The sequence below is a fragment of the Pseudomonas sp. KH_040 genome (assembly GCF_057839305.1).
Genome location: NZ_CM174487.1, coordinates 5,399,716 through 5,421,027, shown reverse-complemented (window position 1 = coordinate 5,421,027; position 21,312 = coordinate 5,399,716). Strand labels below are relative to the sequence as shown.

At 57.9% G+C, this 21,312-nt stretch carries 13 protein-coding genes; 9 read left to right on the top strand and 4 right to left on the bottom strand.

The window, feature by feature from the left end:
* Positions 1-633, top strand: a complete 633-nt coding sequence (locus AC3IUF_RS24035) for a Pr6Pr family membrane protein (protein ID WP_489279506.1) — start codon at positions 1-3, stop codon at positions 631-633.
* 92 nt (positions 634-725) lie between these two features.
* Here the strand turns inward: AC3IUF_RS24035 and AC3IUF_RS24030 are convergent, their stop codons facing one another.
* On the bottom strand, positions 726-1,514 hold the full coding sequence (locus AC3IUF_RS24030) for a siderophore-interacting protein (protein ID WP_489279505.1): 789 nt from the start codon (positions 1,512-1,514) through the stop codon (positions 726-728).
* Positions 1,511-2,086, bottom strand: a complete 576-nt coding sequence (locus tag AC3IUF_RS24025; protein WP_123376522.1) for a PadR family transcriptional regulator — start codon at positions 2,084-2,086, stop codon at positions 1,511-1,513. The genes AC3IUF_RS24030 and AC3IUF_RS24025 overlap by 4 nt, the downstream gene beginning before the upstream one ends.
* 509 nt (positions 2,087-2,595) lie before the next feature.
* Here AC3IUF_RS24025 and AC3IUF_RS24020 point away from each other — a divergent pair.
* From AC3IUF_RS24020 to AC3IUF_RS24000, 5 genes are all read left to right on the top strand, one after another.
* Positions 2,596-3,087 (top strand): CS1 type fimbrial major subunit, encoded by a 492-nt coding sequence (locus AC3IUF_RS24020; protein WP_007916792.1) that lies wholly within the window; start codon positions 2,596-2,598, stop codon positions 3,085-3,087.
* Positions 3,088-3,199: 112 nt separating this feature from the next.
* Positions 3,200-5,722, top strand: coding sequence for a CS1-pili formation C-terminal domain-containing protein (locus tag AC3IUF_RS24015; protein ID WP_007916790.1), 2,523 nt, complete (start codon positions 3,200-3,202; stop codon positions 5,720-5,722).
* Positions 5,723-5,726: 4 nt separating this feature from the next.
* Positions 5,727-6,935: a hypothetical protein gene (locus AC3IUF_RS24010; RefSeq protein ID WP_007916788.1), complete on the top strand. Its 1,209-nt coding sequence runs from the start codon at positions 5,727-5,729 to the stop codon at positions 6,933-6,935.
* 44 nt (positions 6,936-6,979) lie between these two features.
* A complete protein-coding gene (locus AC3IUF_RS24005) occupies positions 6,980-7,723 on the top strand; it encodes a molecular chaperone (RefSeq protein ID WP_489281705.1) in 744 nt (247 codons plus the stop codon).
* Between the two features lie 33 nt (positions 7,724-7,756).
* Positions 7,757-8,260 (top strand): CS1 type fimbrial major subunit, encoded by a 504-nt coding sequence (locus AC3IUF_RS24000; RefSeq protein ID WP_042704860.1) that lies wholly within the window; start codon positions 7,757-7,759, stop codon positions 8,258-8,260.
* A 218-nt stretch (positions 8,261-8,478) separates the two neighbouring features.
* Here the strand turns inward: AC3IUF_RS24000 and AC3IUF_RS23995 are convergent, their stop codons facing one another.
* Both AC3IUF_RS23995 and AC3IUF_RS23990 read right to left on the bottom strand, forming a co-directional pair.
* The gene (locus AC3IUF_RS23995) at positions 8,479-13,602 is read right to left on the bottom strand and encodes a dermonecrotic toxin domain-containing protein (protein ID WP_489279503.1); all 5,124 of its coding nucleotides are present in this window, start codon (positions 13,600-13,602) and stop codon (positions 8,479-8,481) included.
* A gap of 192 nt (positions 13,603-13,794) precedes the next feature.
* Positions 13,795-16,938 (bottom strand): transglycosylase domain-containing protein, encoded by a 3,144-nt coding sequence (locus AC3IUF_RS23990; protein WP_489279501.1) that lies wholly within the window; start codon positions 16,936-16,938, stop codon positions 13,795-13,797.
* Positions 16,939-17,024: 86 nt separating this feature from the next.
* On the opposite strand from AC3IUF_RS23990, the gene AC3IUF_RS23985 reads away from it, so the two are divergent.
* The 3 genes from AC3IUF_RS23985 to AC3IUF_RS23975 all read left to right on the top strand — a co-directional run bounded on the left by AC3IUF_RS23985 (position 17,025) and on the right by AC3IUF_RS23975 (position 21,082).
* On the top strand, positions 17,025-17,180 hold the full coding sequence (locus AC3IUF_RS23985; RefSeq protein WP_185051997.1) for a hypothetical protein: 156 nt from the start codon (positions 17,025-17,027) through the stop codon (positions 17,178-17,180).
* 283 nt (positions 17,181-17,463) lie between these two features.
* Positions 17,464-20,718 (top strand): hypothetical protein, encoded by a 3,255-nt coding sequence (locus tag AC3IUF_RS23980; protein ID WP_489279500.1) that lies wholly within the window; start codon positions 17,464-17,466, stop codon positions 20,716-20,718.
* A 238-nt stretch (positions 20,719-20,956) separates the two neighbouring features.
* The gene (locus AC3IUF_RS23975; protein ID WP_256588356.1) at positions 20,957-21,082 is read left to right on the top strand and encodes a hypothetical protein; all 126 of its coding nucleotides are present in this window, start codon (positions 20,957-20,959) and stop codon (positions 21,080-21,082) included.
* Positions 21,083-21,312 lie beyond the last annotated feature (230 nt).

The following is a 21,312-nucleotide window of genomic DNA, read 5'->3' as shown; positions in this document are numbered from 1 at the left end:
ATGGACGCCGGTTGTTGGCGTCGTCGCCTGATCACCTGCGCAGCCGTGTTGGGCTGGGTGGGATTGGGCATTCAGCTTTACCTGATTTTCTTCGCGCGTTTAAGCGTTGGCGCGAGCCTGTTGGGCGGCGTGGTGAGCTTTTTCAGCTATTTCACGATTTTGACCAATACGCTGGTGGCGACGGTGCTGACCTGCGCGGTGACCGCTCGCGAATCCGCTGCGCGCCGCTGGTTTTTGCTGCCGTGGGTCAGCAGTGGGATTGCCGTGAGCATTGCTGTGGTCGGACTGGCCTACAGCATTCTGCTGCGGCATTTGTGGCATCCCGAAGGTTGGCAATTTATTGCCGATGAACTGCTGCACGACGTGATGCCGCTGCTGTTTCTGGGATATTGGTGGTTGTGTGTACCGAAAGGTACCTTGCGGTTGTGGCATCTGCCGGTGTGGCTGATTTATCCGCTGGTGTATTTCATCTACGCGCTGCTGCGCGGGCATTTGCTCGGCGCGTATGCGTATCCGTTCATTGATGTGGCGGTGTTGGGTTATCCACAGGTGCTGATCAATGCCGGGGGGATTTTGGTGGGATTTGTGCTGATTGGGTTGTTGGTCATTGGCATGGACCGATTACGGCGATGAAAATCAAAAGATCGCAGCCTTCGGCAGCTCCTACAGGTGTACGCATTCCAATGTAGGAGCTGCCGAAGGCTGCGATCTTTTGATCTGGGAATTTACTCCTCTTCGGAGGTGCCTTCGGCGCGCCAGTAGCCGACGGCTTTGATCAGTTGCTCATCCAGCCCGTGCTCATCGATCAGCACCCGGCGGATCTGCCGTGAAACTTTCGTTTCTGTGGCTACCCACGCATACAGATTGCCCTTGGGCACCTGCAACTGCTTCACCGTACTCAGCAGGTTGTCCTTGCCACCTTCACGCAACACCCAGATCACATTGACCTGCGCTGCGCTTTCCAGCACTTGCTGCTCGGCGCCGTTTTCCACTTCGATCACCACCAACGCCTTGCGATTGGCCGCCAGGCCTTCGAGGCGGCGGGCGATGGCGGGCAGGGCGGTTTCATCGCCGATCAGCAGGTAGCTGTCGAAAATGTCCGGCACGATCATCGAGCCGCGCGGCCCGCCGATGTGCAGGAACTGCCCCGGTGTGGCTTGCTCCGCCCAGGTCGACGCAGGGCCGTCACCGTGCAGAACGAAATCGATGTCCAACTCCAGCGTGTCGAGATCATAGCGACGCGGTGTGTAGTCGCGCATTTGCGGTTTCGGCCCATCGTCCTTGCCGGCGCCGAGCACCATCGTCTCCAGCGCGGCGGCTTGTTCGGCGTTCTGCGGGAACAGCAGTTTGACGTGATCGTCGGTGCCCAGGCTGATGAACCCGGCCAGCTCCGGTCCGCCGAGGGTGATGCGGCGCATACGCGGCGTCAGGTCGACCACGCGCAGGACTTCCAGCTTGCGGCGTTTGATTTCGTGCATCACGCGGTGAATGGTTTGGGTATCGACTGCAGTCATTCGGCTTTCTCCGGGGCAGGTTGAACGGCAGGGCCGTCGACGATGGCTTTGGCGGTGTCGTTGAGCAGGTCACGCACGCGCAGGACTTCTTCGGCGCTCCAGCGGCCGTGGTGCATCTGCAGGGCATGGCGCAGGTTGTGCACGGCTTCATGGATTTCCGGCGGCCGATCATGGCCGCGCAGCGAGCGTTTGCTCACATCGATGCGCATACGCACACCGTCCAGCGCCACGGCTTGCTCGCTTAAAGACAAACGACCGGCGTCGGTGGCGCTGTAGCGTTTTTTGCCGCCCTCGGCGTCGCCGGTGATCAACTCGCTTTCTTCGAGAAAGGTCAGGGTCGGGTAGATCACGCCGGGACTGGGGCTGTAGGCGCCGTCGAACATGCCTTCGATCTGGCGGATCAGGTCGTAGCCGTGGCACGGCTGTTCGGCGACCAGCGCCAGCAGCAGCAATTTCAGGTCACCGGGGGCGAACACCCGAGGGCCTCGGCCGCCGCGCTCGCGCCCGGGGCGCTTTTCGAAGCCGTCACGGCCGTCGCCGTGTTCGCGATGGGGGGAATGATGGTCTCTCATTTCTTTCTTCTCTCGTCGTGTTTAGATACAACTTAAGATATATCTTGGAGAGTGTGCAAGACGTTTTTCCCCGAGAAAGGGCGTCGCCTGACGAGCGGCAGATCCGATTCGGGCGCAAGCAGCGAATCTCGGCCGGTTGTCGGAAACGATAACTTGAAAGTTAAAGTCATCGCTCTATTGTGTGTAGAGTATATGTTATAAATTGCACTAAGTTGCCGTGCTGTCAGGGTAAAGTTGCTGTATGGTTTTTTTACTGAAACTGTCTGTAGGGTGAAACTTACAGTCAATGTTTTGAATATCTGTTTTATGTTCTTTTTTCTTGCGGGTCATGGGGTTGTTTAACTACGCGGTTGTCGGAAGTTGCCTGCTTACTTCCAAGAGTTAACAGTCGATGATGCTTCGGCATTGAAAGTTCAAGTTGACCTGGCTCAACTCGGGCAGCGACTCGGGCAGTGATTGTCTTGAACTTTCAATGTTCATCCCCCTATCAAGAAAACAGGTACATAACGATGTTCAAGAAACTCGCAATCGCCGCTCCACTGGCTCTCCTGGCACTGGGTTCGACTGGCGCATTCGCCGCTGGTGAAGCGTCGCACTCGATCAGCCTTGTCGCGCATGTGCCGACCAACGGTTTCTATGTAGTGCCGACCGATCCGGACCTGGTCAACAAAGACCAGGACATGAGCTACCAGCCGAGCACCGGGAAAATGCGCGACGTCAATGGGTTCTTCGATGTGCGCAACAACAACGGTTCGGTACACGCCAGCCTGGAAAGCCAGCCGAAGCTGGTCGCTGGCAATACCTCGATCGACCTGCAAGTCATGCTTAACAACAAGGAACTGACCCTCACCCCGCAAATGGTTGTGGGTGAATCGGAGTCGGACGTCAACTACCGCGCACCGCTGAAAATCAGCGCGGTGGGCAGCAACTTCGTGCCGGGGGATTACACCGGCTCCGTGGCGATGATCTTTGATGCCGTGCCACCGGTTGCTGGCAACTGATCGCATTGATCAGGCACTAAGGCGCGCTTTTAACAGTGGCGCTAACCGACGGGGCAGATAGCAGTGTTTGTCCCGTCGGACTTTCCTTGTTTGTAAATCAGAGTACGAGTTCATGTTCCCGATGACACCCATCGCGGCTGCGCTTGCGCTGTTGTTTTGTGCCAGCGCAGCCGTGGCGTCCAACTCCACCGGTACCACGCCCCGCAGTCTGCTGGCGCAGGCCAAGGGTTTGCCGGCGGATTTCGAAGAGCATTTCTTTGATGTGCCTCTGGCGGTACGGGTCGAAGTCGATCAGCAACCGCTGGGTGAGGCCATGGTGGTGTTGTCGCACGATGATCGCATCACCCTGCTCGAATTCACTGACACCAGCGATAACCGTCTCGGCCCGGCCGAGCGGGAAAAATGGGCGAGCTATCTCAAGCCCGGCGTGCCCTTGGGCGCGTGCAGCGGTTCCTGTCCGGACCAGTTTCTGGCGGTGCATTACAACCTGGAAAACTCCCTGGTCTCGATCCTTACCGAAAATGCCGAGCGCGACGTTGAGGCCAAGCGCTATTACGAGCAGCCCGACAGTGGCAGTCACGGCCTGATGGTGCGTAACCAGCTCAACCTCAACGGTGGTCAGGAGCAGGATCTGGGCGGACGCTTCGGCCTCGAAGCCAGTTCAAGCCTGGGCAACTGGAGCCAGACGCTGAACCTGCAAGTTGCCCGTCTTGGTGGCCCGGACGACAAGCTTTATCACGCCATCCAGGAGCTGCACACCCAGCGCGAACTGCAAGGCAGTTTTTTCCGTCTGGGCTATTTCACCCCCAATTCCGAAGGGCTGATGCGCCAGCCGCGCACGTTCGGCACCAGCCCCGACACCGCCGTTGGTGTGATGTACGGCAGCTCCGACAGCCTGGCCATCAACAGCGCGATGCCCAGCGTTTATCCGATCTATGTCACCGCCAACCGTCAGGGCTCGGTGGAGATTTGGCGCGATGGTCTGCTGATCAATACCCAATCGGTGCCGGCCGGCTTGCAGACCCTCGATACCCGACCGCTGCCCGGCGGCATTTATGAAGTGGAAGTACGGCTGATCGAAGACGGTCAGATCACCTCCACCACCCAGGAGCTGGTGTACAAGCCCAACAACTGGCGCAACCTCGATGAGCGCTGGCGCTACAACGTCTTTGCCGGCGAAGAACAGAAACTGCTGAGCAACTGGGACACCCAGGCCAGCGGCAATCCGACGGCGGGCGCGTCAGTGAATTACCTGCTGCATCCGCGGGTGATCCTCGGGCTGTCGGCGCGGCAGATTCGCGAAAAACTGCAATACGGTACGTCCATCGACTGGACCCTGGCCAATCACCTCAGCCTCTACGCCAACGTCTACAAGACCGAGGATTACGGCACTGGTCTCGACTTGCAAAGCCTCTACAACTATGGCGCCGGCAGCATCGTCGTCAGTCACAGTCGTAGTTGGCTCGACACCACCTATACCTACGACACCCTGCCCGATGGCACTCGGGTTCGTCCGCGCAACGTGTTCATCGGCCAGACCAGCAATTCTTCGCTGGCGCTCAACCATCGCGTCAGCAGCAAGAGTTCAGTCAATGCGCGGGTGTCGCACAGCGAAGGCAATGTCGAAGGCATGGGTATGGATCTGGGCTGGACGCAGCGCACCACCCTGCTGGGCAGTGACGCCAGTTGGCGGCTTTCGTTGTTTGATCGGCCCGGCAGTTACAGCAGTGGTGATGCGCGCAATCGCGGGGTCGACCTGAGCATCAACATGGCGCTTGGCGCACCCGGCCAGCAGATCACCGGCAGCATCGGCTCACGCACGGCCCGCGACGGCACACGTGACAACAACGCCTCCCTCGGCTGGCGCAAGGATTTTCAGGATCACGTCCTGCAAAACGTGTCGCTCACGGCACTCACCGATACTTACGGGGTGGGCGTCGCCAGCCTCGCCAACTTCCGCACTGATGCGGTCAATGGCGATGGCTTCATTCAGCGCTCCTCCTACAACGGCAACTTCACCGGCGGCCTCAACGTTGACAGCACCTTGGTGGTCGGCGGGCAACAGATGCTCATGACCAGCCAGAGCGATGTGCGCGGCGCCGGGATGATCGTCGATGTCGAGTCGGATATCGAGGACATCGTCCTGCGCGCTGACGATTACAGCGGTGGCGGGGCGGCGTTGAAGCCGGGGCGCAACTTCATCCCGATCACCGCGTACCGGAACAGCTCGGTGAGTTTTGATTTCGAGGGTACCCACGTGCCGGCGGCGAGCATTGAACCGGCACGCACCCGTTATCACCTGAACAAGGGCGGGGTCGAGTACCGCAAAGTCCGCGTGATGAAAACCCTGACCGTGCTCGGTCGACTGGTGGACGCACAAGGACGGCCGCTCAAGGGCCATCACGTGATCAACCACGCCAGCCGCGGTGTAACGGAAGTCGACGGCTTCTTCTCGATGGAAATGAACGCCGGCTCACCGACCCTCGAAGTGCGTCAGGGCAACCAGTTGCTGTGCCAGTTCCGCCTCGATGCCGGCAGCCATCGCAGCGAAAACGATGTGTTGATGATCGGCGACCTGCGTTGCACGCCGGACACGCTGGCCGACGTTACGTTCACCGAACAGAAGGCAGGTTGATCCGATGAAGATAATCACAAGTGGATGTGTATTGGCGCTGGCGCTGAGCATGTCGCCGGCACAAGCCATCAATCAGGAGATCCGCGCGCTGTTTCAACCGGATGCTTCTCAGCCGGGCAAGAACCTGTTCGTCAACCAGACACCCAATAGTGGCTATTGCGTGAACTTCCCCGCGCAATGCGCCAGCAACAACATGTTCAGCATCGAGTTGCCCGTCCGCTACAGCTCAGGCGAGCTTAGGCCGGGTGACGATGTCTCAGTGCAGGTTCCGGCTGGCTGGAGACGGTTGACGGTCACCAATCAGGATACTCAGGAAACGGAAACCGTAGAGGTGCGTATCACCGGCATCGGTTCCCGATTTGTCCTCAGCGATAGCGTGGATAACCTGACCGGAGTGGCAGCCCCCACAGGCCATGACATCCTCTGGACGTCCCTTAGCGGTTGGCTTTATGCCCCGGCGCCTTGCCAAGGCACTAGTGTGGCCGGGTACAGCGATCGCACCTATCGCTTTTTCTGGCAGACGCCTGTGCAAGCGCCCTGTACCAAAACCGCCGCTTTTCGCATCCCCTCTATGTACTTCGAGAGGATTGATTTTGCGTATGAGCTGAAAACCCCAAACCCGTTGAACATGTCGAGCGGTCTGTACACCGGATCCATCTCCTACAGCATGGGTCCCAACGGTGATTTCGATATGGGCGCGACATTTCAACCGGATGACGGCAACCTCACCCTGGACTTTGTGCTGGACGTACAGCACACCCTCAAGGTCGATCTGCCGCCGGGTGGCAACCAGGTGTCGCTGGAACCCCAAGGTGGCTGGGCGCGCTGGATCGACAGCGGGCGCAAGCCGACACGGATTTTTCGCGATCAGCTGTTTTACCTGTCCGCCTCGTCGCGCTTCAAAGTCAAGATGGTGTGCAATTCCACTGGCGGCCCGGCGTGCAAGCTCGGCAGCCCCAAGGGCAATACCACCGAGGTCGAAGTATCCCTCAGCTTGCCGACGGGGATTACCGGTCCCAGCGGCAATGTCACCCGGCATCCGTTAAAACACGACGAGTGGGCGGGGCCGTTCCTGCCAAGCCTGTACGTGGATCGCAAGCCCGGCACGCTGCATTTCGACATGACCCCGTTTGCCATCGAATTCCTGTTGCGCCCCGGCCTGAGTGACCGGCTGCGCGGCAACATCACCATTATCTGGGACTCGGAAGCATGAGCGGTCCCGCCTGGCCATTCTCGACATTCATGGAGTTGAAAACGATGAACCGTGGTTTTCTGCTGGGCCTGCTCAGCGTGTTTTGCCTGACGGCGCAGGCCGGTCCGCAGATCAATGTCGGCACCGTTTACGACTATCTCGACGCCGATAAAAGTACCTATCTGAAACGCGTGTTCAATAGCGGCGACGCGACGGCATTCGTCAAGATCAATGTGCTGGAAATCATCTACGACAGCGATGGCAAGCCGCAGGAAATTGCAGTCGAGAACGCTGCCGACGGCGCCTCACGCAATGGTTTGATGGCCAGTCCGGCGCGGCTGATCGTCCCGGCTCAGGGCATGCAAGGCACGCGTTTGCTGTACATGGGCGAGCGTGATCGTGAGCGTTATTTTCGCGTGCGTTTTGTCCCGGTAGTCCCGGAAAAGGAAGACGACTTTGTGGTCAGTGGCGAAGAGCGGGATGAGTACAAAAAATCGCTTTCGGCCGGGGTCAATGTCATGACCGGATTCGGCACGATCTTTTTCGTGCGGCCCAAGGACGTTCGTTTCGCCACCGTGGTCAATGAAACCGAGAGCCGCTATGAGCTGCGCAATGACGGTAACACCGTAGTGATTGTCGATGAGTTCAAGAGCTGTTCGCTGAGCAAGGAAACCGACTGTGGTGCGACCACCAAGCACCATGTGCTGGCGGGCAAGAGTTTCGCGTTCGACAAGGACAAGGGGCGCGAGTACCGCTTCTTCCTGATCGAGGGCAGCGCCAGAAAAACCATAAAGACCGCCAGTCGCTAGGTCTGTTTTCCAATGACGCATCGGGTAAACCACATGATCAAGCAATGCATCCTCGGCACGCTGATGGCCACTGCCGTGTTGGCCAGCGTTGGGGCCTGGGCCGCTCGCGAAGAACACACCTTTGAAGTGTCCCTGACCATTCCCAGCCGGCCGTTCTACATTATTCCCGCAGAGCCGGACTGGATTCACCGGACCCAGCGGCTTGCCTGGGATTACCCGCGTGCGACGCTTGGTGGCCTGGAGAAAAATTTCGACCTGCGCCACGACAGCGGCGCGATCGAGGCGCGCCTTGGCTCCGATCCTTATCTGGAAAACGGCCGCCCCGGCGAGGTGATCGAGTTACAGGTCACGTTCAATGCCGTGGAGTTGAGTTCACACATCACGCCGCGCCAGGTGCTGTCTCAGGAAGAGGCGGCGGCCGGCAAACGCGTGGCCCTGAAGATCAGCCCTGTCGAACCGGCGGGCGGGTATCGCTCCGGCGATTACAGCGGCAACGTCGTGTTGCTGTTCAACGCCAGGGCGCCGGGTGTCGAATGAGGCTGTTGCGTAGTCATCTTCGCGCCTGGCCCGATCCTGTGGCGGTCTGTTGCTGGCGCTCAACGTCAGCGCCGCAGCGGCCGAAGTGCATCACATCGAAGCCCGGCGTGGCGTGAAGTTACTCAGGCCACGTCACCGTGATTCGGGATTCGGAAGTGGCGCAGGCGCGATGAAGCTCTGCCAGCTTTGACCGGGCTGGCAGAGCAACAGCGTTGTCGTCAGAAACCCGCTCTGGCCAATGCTTCACGAGTCAACTGCCTGGACAGTTCATCGCGCTCATAGCCAATGTTGTCCGACAGCCGTCTGTGGCGTGCGGCGCTCATGGCTTCGCCGCTGAAGACCTCTGCCTGCGGTATGCCCAGTTGATCGGCAAGGCTTTCCATTTTTCGCGCCAGTTGATTGAGCGGCGTTTGTGGCGTGGCGTTGGCCCATTCAGCCTGCGCATCACGCAGCTCATCGAGCCGTCCCAGTTTTTCCGCGTAAAAATCATCATTGGTTTCATAGCGGTCCGGGTGGTTCTTGCGCAAATGAGTCTCCCAGAACTTCTTCGAATAGAGGTGGATCATTCCGTTGACCAGACCATCGCCCTGTTCGCGTTTGATGATCGTGTTATAGGCCGCGTCGAGTTGTTCGGTACTGACGCCGGAGCGAGGTCGGTAGAGCATACCCTCGGCCTGCCAGGGCAGCCCCAGTCTTTCGGCCAGCCCGGTCTCATAGGCCAGATGGATTTCTACCTCATCGGGAGCGGGGATGCTGTTATCGATCTTGTTTTGCTGTTTCTGACGCTGGTATTCAAAATCTGCCTCATCGGTCACTCGGTTCAGTCGGGCGGCACTGCGGGCGAGGCGTACGAGTCTGTCATCCAGAGCGCTGGCTGATGTCGACTCTTCGTAGGCTTTGGATACCAGTACTTTCATCCCCAGTGAATTGAACAACTGAGTACCCAGATCGCCGCAATCGTCGGGGGACACAATCTGTTTGAACAGTTCTGCGCGCAGTTGTGAATCGATTGCCGCCGCTTCGACCATTTCCCATACGCGCCGGGTCAAATTCTGTCGACCGCGACTCGTCCGGTAATCCGCGCTTTCCCTTTGCTTGCGGATAACGCTGAAAAAACCGGCGGAGTCTGGTTCGGCCATCAGGTCATGCCAGGATTCTTCGCGATATTTTTGCAACGCTGCGGACGGTCCGAACCCGCCAGGCTCAACGGGAAACATTTGCCAATGGCTGAGCTCGTTGCTGGCTGCCGGCAAATAGCTTTGCACCAGACCCAGGCCTGAAGATTGCCGATACAGGCCATAACGCACCCTGTCCTCATTGGTCAGTTTTGCCAGGTCAAAGCGCGCGCGGCTGAGGACAAACGCCTGATCGGAGCCGGGCGTGACCTGGGGCAGGGTATTGATCGGCGCCCGCCGCATGTCGAGCATGAAACCGCGCCGTCGCGGCCAGTCGCCGCTGCCGGGTTCGAACAACCCCTCGGGCCAGGTTTTAATGTCGGTATTGGCCAGGCCCAGTTCATACAACTGGGACATCCGCCCGACATCGGGTGGCACGCCCAATGGATTACCGTTCAGGTTCAGCGTGCGCAGACGCACCAGTGCGTTGAGGTGTTCGCCGGACTGTGGCGTCAAGTGAATCCGGTTGTCGCTCAGATCCAGATACTCGAGCCGGCGCATTTGGCCGAGGGTGGAAGGTATCTCTTTCAGACCGCACTGGCGGGCGCTCAATTGCCGCAGCCGCGGCAGGCTGCCGAGTAGTCCTTCGGCGGTAGGCGAGAGGGGCATTTTGTTGACTCTCAGCGAGGTGATCTGCTCAAGGTGTTTCTGCAGGTCAGGTTGTTCGCGTAAATCTTTCCACCACCTTTCGAGCTCAAAGCTCAGGAAATCGGACGTCAGGTCCAGCGTATAGCCTTGTTCGGGATGATTGCTGCCACCTTCGAACAGATCGCTTTTACGCTCGAAACATTCAATCAACTTGTCTTCGATGTGCCTGCCGCCGTTGTGCATGTAATCCAGGGATGCTCCGTAGGCCGGATCTCCCGAGTCGTCCATGCCGGCGGGGTAATTGTCACGCCATTTCTGCAGTGCCTGGTGCAGATCCTCGCGTTCGTTTTCCAGCTGTTTGATCGCGTTTTCGGGGTTATCACCCTTGCGCTTCAACACTTCGATGAAGGTGGTCACCTCGCTTTCCTTCATGTACGGGTAGAGCTGCCTGATTCGTTGTTCCGGTGTCTGTTTGGCAAACGGCCACGGCCAGCCGCGCAGCAGCGTTTCGGTTTCAATCGTTGCCACCGGGCGGATGGGTGGCTCTGCCAGCGCGGTTCGGCGCTGTGCAGGGGACGTGGCCTGTTCCATGATCCATAGCTTCAGCGGGCGTCCCTGACCGCGTTGATAACCCACTTCAGGCAAGGTCTGGACAGGCACCGCATGAAGAATCGACTCGTAGAAATCATCGCCTTCATGCAGTTGGCGGTTATTGGCGTCGAGCACTTCATAACGCCCCCGTTCGTCGCGGATCAGACGTCTGACGGTGGATGCGTCAGCCGGCCCGACACTGCAGCGCAGCGGTCCGTCAAAGCTGCCATCGCGAACCTCCAGGCGCAGGTCGGCGAAGGTGTCGGTATTGACTCTGAGGGTGTTGAGCGCGAGGCGTTCAGTCTCCGCAGTGATCAACTCATCGTGATAAAAACCATCGTAAGCCCGGGTAGCGGACGCTTCGAAATCCAGTTCTCGGGCTTGGTTCTTGAGGCGCAGCGGCAGGCGTTGTTCATCGGCGATGCGTTGCAGTTCGGCGGGTTTGGCCTGCGCCACGACTTTTTCTGCAAGCTCGAGTGGAAGATCCGGAAACGTCTGTCGGACGCGCTGGATATCGGCTTTGCCTGATCGTTCCCCGGCTTGATAAACATGCCGGGATACGGCGCCGCTGCGTTTGTCGACGTCATCGGCGAGCTGATTGCGCAAGGCCGCAACACGCTCGCCAGGGGGAACCTCGCGCCCCAGCAGACTGTTGAACTCTGCCTCGGTAAGAAAACCCGCCACCCGATCCGGCAACTTGCCCGCGTTCAGATCGGCGAGACTGATGCTCAAGGTATCGGCCTCCAACGCTTGGGGGTTGCCGTACTTGCGCGAATAGCCGGCCAGGTCGGTGTCGGCAAACACCTCCAGCGCCCGGTTGTACGGCCAGCCTGGCAGGCTGGTCAGCACCGGTTCCAGCCACACCGATTCAGCGGCAATCGGCTGCCCGTTACGGATGTTGGCGGTGGCGATGCGAATATCGTCGTAGGCACTGAACCGCTTGACCGTGTCGGCCAGCAGCGGTGGTGGTGGACGGGTGTCCACATACATCTGGCGCAGAGCGTTGTGGTCGGTACCGCTGCTGATGCGGATCTGCTCCAGTTCCCTGGGGGAAAATCGCTCGACGCGATGGCCCAGGCGCCGCATCAGTGCTTCATTTGGCCAGTCTTGCGGGGTTTCCGCTTCATGCACCCAGGCGCCGTGGCCATTGTGTTCGATCCGTGGCTGGTAGGCGTTGGCGCGGTTCGGGTGCTTGATGCGGTGGGTGGTGGACGTCGCGTCAGTCGAGGCTTTTTCGACGAAGTACAGCTTGCCCTCCAGTGGCAGGACGTTTTCGTTGCCGTACTGATGCAGTCCCTGGTGGTCAGGTTTGGCGTCTGCCGAGAGCATCAGTTCATTGCGTGCGTAAGGGCTCAGATCCGGGTGCCATAAACTGTTTTTGCCATCGGGCAGCTTGACCGGTTTCATAGCGTCGACCAACGGCGACAGCTTCACGCGAAAGGCTTCGCCGATCTGCGCGCCCGCAGTGAAGGCGGCCAACTGGATGATGTCGGTCACCACGCTGATGACATGCCCGGCGGCTTCCTGCCAAAGCCCTTCGGCCAGATCGACGATGCCTTCGATGACGTCGCTGGTCAGTTGGTAAGCGGTGTAGGCCATCATCAGTTCGCCCAGACCCGGGACGAAAGGAGTGGCGATCAACAAGGCGACATTGGCAATGTCCGAGAGGATTTTCTTGAAGTTGTCCCACCACGCCCAGCGCGCCTTGCTGTCGGTGTCGGCGGTGGAGACGGCGATTTCCCGGGCATCGTTGAGAATCTTGTTGAGCTTTTGCTGATAGGCGTGGCGCCAGTAATCACCCTGTAATTTCAACCGGCTGAATTGCAGGTTGGGATTGTCCACCGGATCCTTGCGCCACGCCGGTCGCTGGTCGGCCGGATCCTGACGCGGGTGATACCTGACGATGAACAGTCGCTGTTCGAGTTCAGCGAAGAAGTGTCCGCGCTGCTGCTGGTCGACAAACTGGCTGAAGAATTGACGATAGGTCTGTTGGCTTGAGGCACTGAATCGGTCTTCGCGAAACTGCCGCGTCAATTCATCGCGCAATGCTGTCAGAGAGTCGTACTCCTTGAGCGGGTGATCCGGATCGTGAGGAATGTAGGCGATCACCCGTCGAACACCGCGGTTGTCCGATACCGCATGCGTCAGTAGCAGGATCCCGGTCAGGCGGGTGCCGAGCAGCGACAGGTCAGAGCACTGCATTGAACGGCCATTGAGCCGCAGTTGCGGTTTGCCTTCGGCCAGGGTCAGCAGCATTTTGTAAGCGTCGTACTGGATATCGTCCTTGATCAGTGCCAGGTGCGCCGCGACGGCGAGGGCGTCTTTCTGACTCTCGTTCACCTTGTGTTGCAGCACGCCTTCAGCCAGCGGTTCACCCGGTAGCAGGTAGCTTTCCAGATGCTTTTTATACTGGGCGCCGATATCCAGGTCGCGGCACAGCGTCTGGAACTGGCTGATGGGCATGGCGCTTTTGATCGGCACGACATCGAACAGACCGCGTTCATCGGGTTGGCTGATGTAGTCCGAGCCAGGACCGACCGTTTCGCTGTTGGCGAAGTTGTGCAGGGCGGCGTCCAGCAAGGAGACAGTGCGGGTCACGACACCTGCGGAGAAATCGATGGCGTACCACGGTTTTTCTTTCGGCAGGTACAGGCGTAGAAAGGTGCTTTTGACGTCCGGCTCGATGCCGTGACGTTCTTTGATTTTTGCCTTGAGCAGCGGTTCGGCGAAAGCGTACAGATCGGTTTTCGCCAGCAGGTGGTCAACCTGGTTCTGCGAACCCCAGGCCTTGAGGTTGGCGTCGGCGAGTTTGTTCAGATAGGCGGCGGGCGCGGTGGTGTACCAAACTTCATTCTTCAGTGGCGAGGCTGCCAGGGCGAGGCCCCGGCTGACGGTAGCGGTCTTGAAATTGTCGTCGACGGCGGATTTGATGAATTCGTAGTGCCGTCCTTTGTCCGTGTTTTCCGCAGGCTGGGGAGAGAGAGACATGGCCAATCATCCTTGATTGTTGAGGAGTGATCAGCCTACTCAGGGCAGGGCAAAACAAAAGTTCAAAGATCGGGAGGCAAACGGCGTTGCGCAGCACCAACCCGACGAAAATTCGAATCTGAAAAATACATGAATACCACCCGCCGAATCGAAAATTCGTCACTCTGATGCAGAAAAAACCGACACGATTTGTTACCTCGCTGTAGGGCGCGGCGCTTCGAGCATCGCCACGCTGGCGGTTTTCGTTGGCGTGCATTGCGAGTCGCTGCCCGGTTGCAGATACGGCGTCAGAATCGGCGCCATGCCCTTGAGCACCTGCACTGGCAGGGCCGAGGTGAACTTGAAGTTCTCCGCCGAGCGCCCCGGGACGAACGCGGTGAGGGTGCCGAAATGGTGATCGCCGATGTAGAACACGAACGTCGCCGTGCGGTTGATCGACTTCGAACTGAGGATGCGCCCGCCCGAACCGATGGCTTCGATGCGGTTGTCACCGGTCCCCGTTTTGCCACCCATGGCCAGTGGGCTGCCATCAGCCAGTTTGAAACTGCCGGAAACACGTTTTGCCGTACCGGCGTCGACCACTTGCGACAGCGCCTCGCGCATGGCCGTGGCGACTTCGGACGGCATCACCCGTTTGCCGACATGCGGGTCATTGACCAGTTGCGTTTCGTAGGGTGTGCCGGCGGCGAAATGCAGGCTGTCGATGCGCAGAGTCGGCATGCGCACGCCGTCATTGAGGATGGTGCCGATCAGCTCGGCCAGTGCGGCCGGGCGGTCACCGGAACTGCCAATGGCGGTGGCCAGCGAAGGCACCAGATGGTCGAACGGGTAGCCGACTTTCTGCCAGCGCTGGTGAATTTCCAGGAACGCTTCGATCTCGAGCATGGTGCGAATACGGCTGTCACGAGCGCCCTTGTGCTTGCTCTTGAACAGCCAGCTATAGACTTCCTGACGTTCGAAATGGCTGGCCTTGACGATCTCGCTGAAGGTCGCGTCCGGGTGGTTCAACAGGTAGCCCATCATCCACAGGTCCAGCGGATGCACCTTGGCGATGAAGCCTTGATCGGGCAAATCGTAACTGCCGGGGCCATAGGAATCGTAGAGGCGGATCAGGCGATCATCGGTGAGTTTTTCGCTGAGCTTGGCGCCTTTGAGGTGTGAGCGCACGAAGGTATTGAAGTCTTCCTGACTCGCCTCCGGCAGCAAGTAACGATGCACGGCGGCCATGCGAATCGGCGTCGGGCGCATGCTGTCGAGAAAGGTGTCGAGGCGCGCTTGAGTGTCTTTGTTTTTGTACTTTTTCCAGAACTTGAGCTGGAACGAGGTGCCTTCGCGGTCGGCGAAGCTCGCCAGGTATTCCTGCCGGCGCGGGTCACGATCATCCTTGAGCAACTCGGCACTGCTGTTGGGCCCCGAATAAGTGACATAACGCACCACGTCGCGCATCAGCCGAATGAACGGCAGGTTGATCGACTCGCGCAGGGAATCGCGCAAGGTCGGCAGGCGGCCGTTGTCTTCCTTGCGAAAGTTATGGAACGTGTGCAGGCCGCCGCCGGTGAAAAACGCCTCGCCGGGGCTGGCCGAGTATTTGCGGTCGAGGGCTGCGCCGAGCATCTTTGAAAGGTCGTGGTCTTTGTTCTGGATCAGGTAGTCGATGACCCACTGGCTCAAGCGGTCCTGATCGGGGACTTCGACTTTCTTCAGTTCCGGCACGCCCATTGCGCCGTACTTGTCGTGGAGTTCGGCGATGATTTGCAGGTAAGTGGTGAGCACGCGCATTTTCGCCGTTGAGCCGAGTTCGAGTTTGCTGCCTTCGTTGATGTCGAACGGCTGGTCGGTGCTGTCGGTCTGTACCCGCACGCGGGAACCGTCCGGGGTCAGCTCGAAGAGGGTGAAGCTGTAGCGCACTTGGGTGGTGCTGGTCGGCGTCAGCAAGCGTTCACCGAGCAGGCCGATTTCGGCGGCGTAGGCCGGGTCGGCGAGTTTTTTCAGGTAGGCGGTGGCCTGGGTTTGCAGGTCGCCTTGCAGCGTGCTGGTGGCGGACAGATCCAGGCGATCGAGATCGTACAGTGGCCGGTTGAGCATGCTCGCCAGACGACTGCGGGCGACGCTGATGCCTTTGTTGGTTTCGATCGGTTGCATGGTCGGCTGGGTCTGCCAGTCGCGGTAGGTGACCTTGCTGGCGAGGGCGGCATCGGCCAACGCGCTGTCGATCACCGCGTTCTGCTTGAGCAGGCGCAAGTGGCTGTCGGTGAGGTTGGCGAGTTCCTCGCGGCCCTTGGTCAGATAATGCGAAGGGCGACGCTGGGCGATCATCAACGAAAGCATTTCACGCAGGACCAAGCCTTTGGCCGCCATGGTTTTCGGATCCGTGGCCGGACTGTTCAGCTGTGCATTGGCCTGGTTGAAATCACTGCCGTACCAGACGCGCAACCCCTCCGCCATGCCATGCACTTCACCATGCCCCGGCACCGCCGAGAGCGGCACGCTGTTGAGGTAATCGCGCACGATGTTCTGCCGTGCCCCCAGAGTTTGCGGGCCGGGCTGATAGGCGCGCACGCTGGCGGACATCATCTGCCGCAGCTTTTCGGCACCGGAGACTGTCAGGCCATCCGGTGAGTGCCGGTACTTTTCCAATTGCGTCGCCAGCGTACTGCCGCCTGCCGATTGGCCCGGCAATCGCAGCAGTTTCGCCACTTGCGACCAGGCGGCCATGCCGAAGCGCGGCCAGTCCACTGCCGGGTTGGCCAGCGGCTGTTTCGGGTCGAGCAGGAAGCGGTTTTCGATAAACAACAGGCTGCTGACCACCACTGGCGGCATGGATTCGAAGCTTGAATACAGCTGCTGCGGGTAGTTGTACTTGTACAGCGGCGCAGCCCGGCAATCAGTGATCGACAGCCCGGCCTGGATCTTTTCCGAATACGGCACGAACAGGCCTTTGTCGGTGTAGCTGAGCAGCGCCGGGGAAAAACGCGTCTGCTCGGTGATGACGTAATTGCGTTTGAGCAGGCGTGGCAGAAATTCATCCAGCGAGCTGTAGCCCAGGCGCAAATCGAATGGCCCATTGCCCGGATAGCGAATCGCTTCGCTGGGGCCGGGTTCGAGATGGTAAGTCAGCGACGCGGCGTACTGGCTGAGCTCGCGCGACTGGAAGCGCGAGGTGCGCATTTCCTTGGACGCGGCCAGTCCCACGACAATCGCGATAATCACCAGCAACAACCAGAAAGCCTTCCACCCATGCCGGTTGCGGCGGGGTTTTTCAGGGACAGGCGCTTCATCCACACGGTCAGTCGGAACCACGGCTTTACTCGAATCGGTTTGCCACAAAGCGCCCATAGTCGATTGATCCATTCACGCAGATTGATCGGACTTGTCTGAAGCTTAGACGGTGGTTGGCGAGGGGCGAGGGAATTGTGAGCGGGATGCGCCTCGAAGCACTGAGCCGTCTCGACCACTCGATGAGTGGCCGGGGCTTTATCGGTTTCTACCACGTGATCGTCACCCGCCACACGATCACGCGGTTCGCTCGAACTTCGGTTGCCGGGGTGGCTGGTCTGATCGTTTTGACAGGCTCCTGACGGCTAAAAAGCATGACTGCCTGTATATGTTTTACAGCGAGCGAAGAGAGCGGGAACAAAACTTGATAAGGCTTTTATCGACTTGTGTTTTCCGGCTGTTTTTTTCTTCGAATGATTTGTTTTCATGATGTTGAGTGTGATTGCGCATTGTTTGTTAGAAGGAGTCGTTGGTTGGATTTTACATGCAGTTGGTAAAACACTTAATTGGTAATGGTTGTCGGCTTTTTCTTTAAGTGTTTTGGAGGTTTAATTTTTCCTTGTTTTAATCCTGAAGGAAAAGTGTATGTCTGAGTTTGAAAGTTCTACTTCGAATGTTGTTTCGGTAACTGACAGTGATACAAATAATATTGATTCCATAAAGCGTGAAGCCGAAAAGGTTTTGCCTTGCGCACTGGCAGATTTTGCCGGCGCTTTATCCTGGCAAATTCCTTTAAGTGTCGAGCAGAAGAAACAGGTGTTGGAAGCCGTTCGGCTTTTTATCGCCGGTCTTGATGACACGCCGCAGCCGGATCAAGGGCTGCTGGAACTAATGAACATAGAGCAACCGCTCGCCGCCGACGCCTTGCGCGATCCAGCCAGGGCACTGGAAACCCTGATTGCCGGAACTCGCGGTCAGGCATTGGGGCTGGCAGTGCAAACTCACTTGAAAGGTTTTGCCTCGGATGTAAGCGTCAACGACTACGCGCTGGCCGCACTTCAACTTGACCTTGATCCGCAGTCGATTGAAAACCATCAACGCAATAATGTCGCCGGGTTCGATCTGGACAGTAAGCAACATTGGGGGGAACCGGTTGCAGCAGTATTCAACAAACTGCGCGAACACCTGATCAAAGACCGTGTCTGCAACTCCGAAATGGCTGGGTTGGGCGCTTACTTGTTGCTGGCCAGGCATGCTCCATTATTTCTGATCAAAGACCTGCCGACCGCAGTTAAATACGGTGGGCCGGCATGGTTCAACCTGTCCGTTGCCGCTGCGACCATCGAAGCTGAATCGCCGGGCAAGGTTGCAAAGATGAAGTTCGCACAGGTCATGGTCTGCGCCGAAAGTGCAGCGTTGATCGACCCGGCCGTTACTCAGTACGCGCAGACCGTTACGCTGATTGATTGGGGCGTTGTCCACGGGCTGGTGGAAAGGAAAAACGATGGACATTACACCCCGGCTGAACTGGATGTACTCAAAACACGTTTCAATGAAGCCTTGGCCGACCGGCTCAACACGCCAATTCTGTTGAGCAGTGTGTTCCCGATTCGCAAGGAAATAGCTCGGGCTGGCCTTAAGAAGGAGTTTGGCGAGAACTATCCGATTGAAGAACACGTCCTTGAATGGGACCGCTCGGTGGGGGCGAAAATAGTCGGCGCACTCTCCCCGGTACCCAGTGCAATCCAGGGGCCGGTCGGGATGCACACGTTGCTGGACGTTGCAATGATGGACGGGACGTACAAGTGGAAAACCATCCATCCACAGGTTAAATACCGTATTCACGACATCAACGAACTGGATCTGCGTGTACGAAGGGTCTTCAACCGTGAGTTTGAAACGACGCTCAATCACCTCAAGGAAGGTACCCGGTTAACCATACGCCATCTGATTTCCGAGTTACCGCTGGAAGACCGAGAGAACATTGAATACGGCAAGATCGATTTTTATCAGGACAAGACCATCAAAGCCGGTTTGCAGTTTCATGACAAGTTTGTGCGTGCCGGCAACCAAAATTTGACCCTGAGAGTGGAGCAGGGCATCGATAAAAAAGTCTCGGTGTATTACATCGATCTGAAAGCGGGCTCAATCACCAAAAAAGACGTTGATCCCGTCACACAGACAGACAGGGTCAGCGTGCATATCCCCAGCGTTTCGTATGGTGTGAGGCCGTTCTATCTTGCTGACAGGGACATCGCCAAAAAACTCAAGCGAAGACCCTCCCCGTCATGGACATTTCCCGTTCCCGACAGTTATTCCAGCGAGAGAACCCGCATCATTGCCGATGCCTTTGTCGAACATCTTGATTACGACAGTGAGGATATTCTCAAAGCCGCTGAAGGCCTGACCACGTGGGATCAGGAAGTGGAGGTGCTGGAGAGGAGTGTGAAGTTTCTGCTTAATCTGATTCCCTTCAAATCGGCCATCAGCAATTTTATCGACGGCAAATACCTGGACGGTGCAATTGACCTGTTTCTCGACGTGTTGGGATTCGTTACCGCTGGCGTGAGTGCCACGGCAAAGTTGGCACAATTGGGCGCCAGGACGGCATCGGCACTCAGCAAGGCGCTCAAGGCCGCGAAAATCATCGGCGCACTGGTTATCGGCGAACTCAATCCGTTCAGCGGGTTGCACGGTCTCGCAACGGGAGGCGCGCGGCTCGCAGGCAACGGAGTCAAGTTCCTTGCGAACCGCGGCCTGGGAAATATCGCCAGATTGCGCGGCGGGGCTGCGGGTAGCTACGAGCTGTTGCAGGCGGTGGGGAAACAACACGGGACTGCATTGCCTGGTACTTGGAAGGTAGGCGAGCAGAATATCGCTGGGATAGGCGTTTTGAAGAATGATCAGTGGTATCCCTACAATCCTGTAAACAACAGGATCTATGGCGCCCCTGGCAACTTTCAGCCCAGACAAGGCCGTTTGGGCAGCCTTTCTGGAGTGGATGCCGGCTATGCCGATCGCTATGCGGGTTTTAGCGCCAATATCGCGGCTGCCCGCACGCCACTCAACTTTCCAGCCTTTAGAAAAGCTTATGACGACGGGCTGGATATTCTGGAGGCCATCACTGATTACAGCTTCCGAATGGACACGCAGCAATTGGTCGAGTTGGCGGCCCAACCCGGCCGCCGCCCTGAAGAAATGGGGGCTCTGGTAAGGGAGATAGAAGACAGCCTGTTTGACGACGCCACGTTTTATACAAATCTTCTCCGTCAGGACATGCCCAAAGGCGTAACAGTGGAGCCGTTCTCGCAGTGTTATTTTCTGGCACGGGTCGATATGGCTTCCAATGGCAGATGCGCCGCCCTGTCGTACGCCATGGCGTATGCCTATCTTCATCGGCGAGAAGGCACTCTTTTGAGCAATGTCTTGAAGGCCGCCGAGAAGCAAACTCATCCGCAAGCGGCGCGATTTATTTCCGCTCTGGAAAAGAGTCAACAGAGACTGGGTCCCAAGTATTCGTTTCATACAGGTGGGGCGCCTAAAAAAATGGATGCCCAGAACATCATTGATGAACTCGTCGCTTCTCGTGATTCAAAAATCCTCATGATCGGTACTAAAAGTCACGGAATGGTCGCCGGCACCCGATTCACAGGCGGCAAGCAGGAATGGTTTTTTTTCGACCCTAACTCTGGCATGGCGATATTTGAAACCAGACAAACCTTACAGCAAGGTTTGTCTAAAGCGTTCGGGAACGGGTCCTTGGCGAGCACCTTCAAGACCTATGGAAAAAAACGCGGCGGCGCTGATTATGCTGTCAACGAGTTCCGGCCTGGCGATGTCGAATTGACCGACGTCCGTGACACTCTCGAAAAATTTTCCGCCATGCCCCTGAGCGTGTGATCCGCCCTGAAGGGGCAACTCCTCGAACCTCGTCCGTACGGGGGGCGCGGAAGCGCCGGTAACGCGTTACCGAGAGCGGTAAAAAGCAGGGCGAAGCAGAACGGCTTGCTCTTTTTGTGAATTACTCGCCGCTGTTTTCAGTGGCGAGTTTTCCTACTGGTGCCAGTTGATCCAACGGGTCTGCTGGCCTTCTCGCGACAACTCCCGCCTCAGGCTTTTTGCCGGTCTCAAGTACAAGATGTGGCTGTGCCCGGTCAGCTCGTACTTTGCGCTGGCGTTTCTGGTCCTGCTGACCGTTTTGTTCTACGTGTTCAAACTGCAGCCGAATAATCTGCCGCAAAGTGCCGCGCGTTCGGTGCTGTAAGGTTTCAAGCGTTCAAGGCCATCAACAAAGATCGCTGCCTGCAGCAATACCTACATCGTTCAATCATGTAGATATTGTTTCAGGAAGCGATTTTTTTTGTTGTAACAGTAATCTCAAGATTTTCATTTGTTATGTTGAGAAGCATTTTTGGATGCGCGTCTGGGCGCGTCAAATGAATGTCTGTCTTTGCTGTGCGCCAAGTTATGGCGATCGGTGTCTGTTGTTTATAA

Bases quoted from the DNA above. Each gene is read 5' to 3' on its own strand.
- AC3IUF_RS24035 (WP_489279506.1), top strand. From the start codon at position 1: ATGGACGCCGGTTGTTGGCGTCGTCGCCTGATCACCTGCGCAGCCGTG.
- AC3IUF_RS24030 (WP_489279505.1), bottom strand. From the start codon at position 1,514: ATGACTGCAGTCGATACCCAAACCATTCACCGCGTGATGCACGAAATC.
- AC3IUF_RS24025 (WP_123376522.1), bottom strand. From the start codon at position 2,086: ATGAGAGACCATCATTCCCCCCATCGCGAACACGGCGACGGCCGTGAC.
- AC3IUF_RS24020 (WP_007916792.1), top strand. From the start codon at position 2,596: ATGTTCAAGAAACTCGCAATCGCCGCTCCACTGGCTCTCCTGGCACTG.
- AC3IUF_RS24015 (WP_007916790.1), top strand. From the start codon at position 3,200: ATGTTCCCGATGACACCCATCGCGGCTGCGCTTGCGCTGTTGTTTTGT.
- AC3IUF_RS24010 (WP_007916788.1), top strand. From the start codon at position 5,727: ATGAAGATAATCACAAGTGGATGTGTATTGGCGCTGGCGCTGAGCATG.
- AC3IUF_RS24005 (WP_489281705.1), top strand. From the start codon at position 6,980: ATGAACCGTGGTTTTCTGCTGGGCCTGCTCAGCGTGTTTTGCCTGACG.
- AC3IUF_RS24000 (WP_042704860.1), top strand. From the start codon at position 7,757: ATGATCAAGCAATGCATCCTCGGCACGCTGATGGCCACTGCCGTGTTG.
- AC3IUF_RS23995 (WP_489279503.1), bottom strand. From the start codon at position 13,602: ATGTCTCTCTCTCCCCAGCCTGCGGAAAACACGGACAAAGGACGGCAC.
- AC3IUF_RS23990 (WP_489279501.1), bottom strand. From the start codon at position 16,938: ATGGGCGCTTTGTGGCAAACCGATTCGAGTAAAGCCGTGGTTCCGACT.
- AC3IUF_RS23985 (WP_185051997.1), top strand. From the start codon at position 17,025: ATGCGCCTCGAAGCACTGAGCCGTCTCGACCACTCGATGAGTGGCCGG.
- AC3IUF_RS23980 (WP_489279500.1), top strand. From the start codon at position 17,464: ATGTCTGAGTTTGAAAGTTCTACTTCGAATGTTGTTTCGGTAACTGAC.
- AC3IUF_RS23975 (WP_256588356.1), top strand. From the start codon at position 20,957: ATGTGGCTGTGCCCGGTCAGCTCGTACTTTGCGCTGGCGTTTCTGGTC.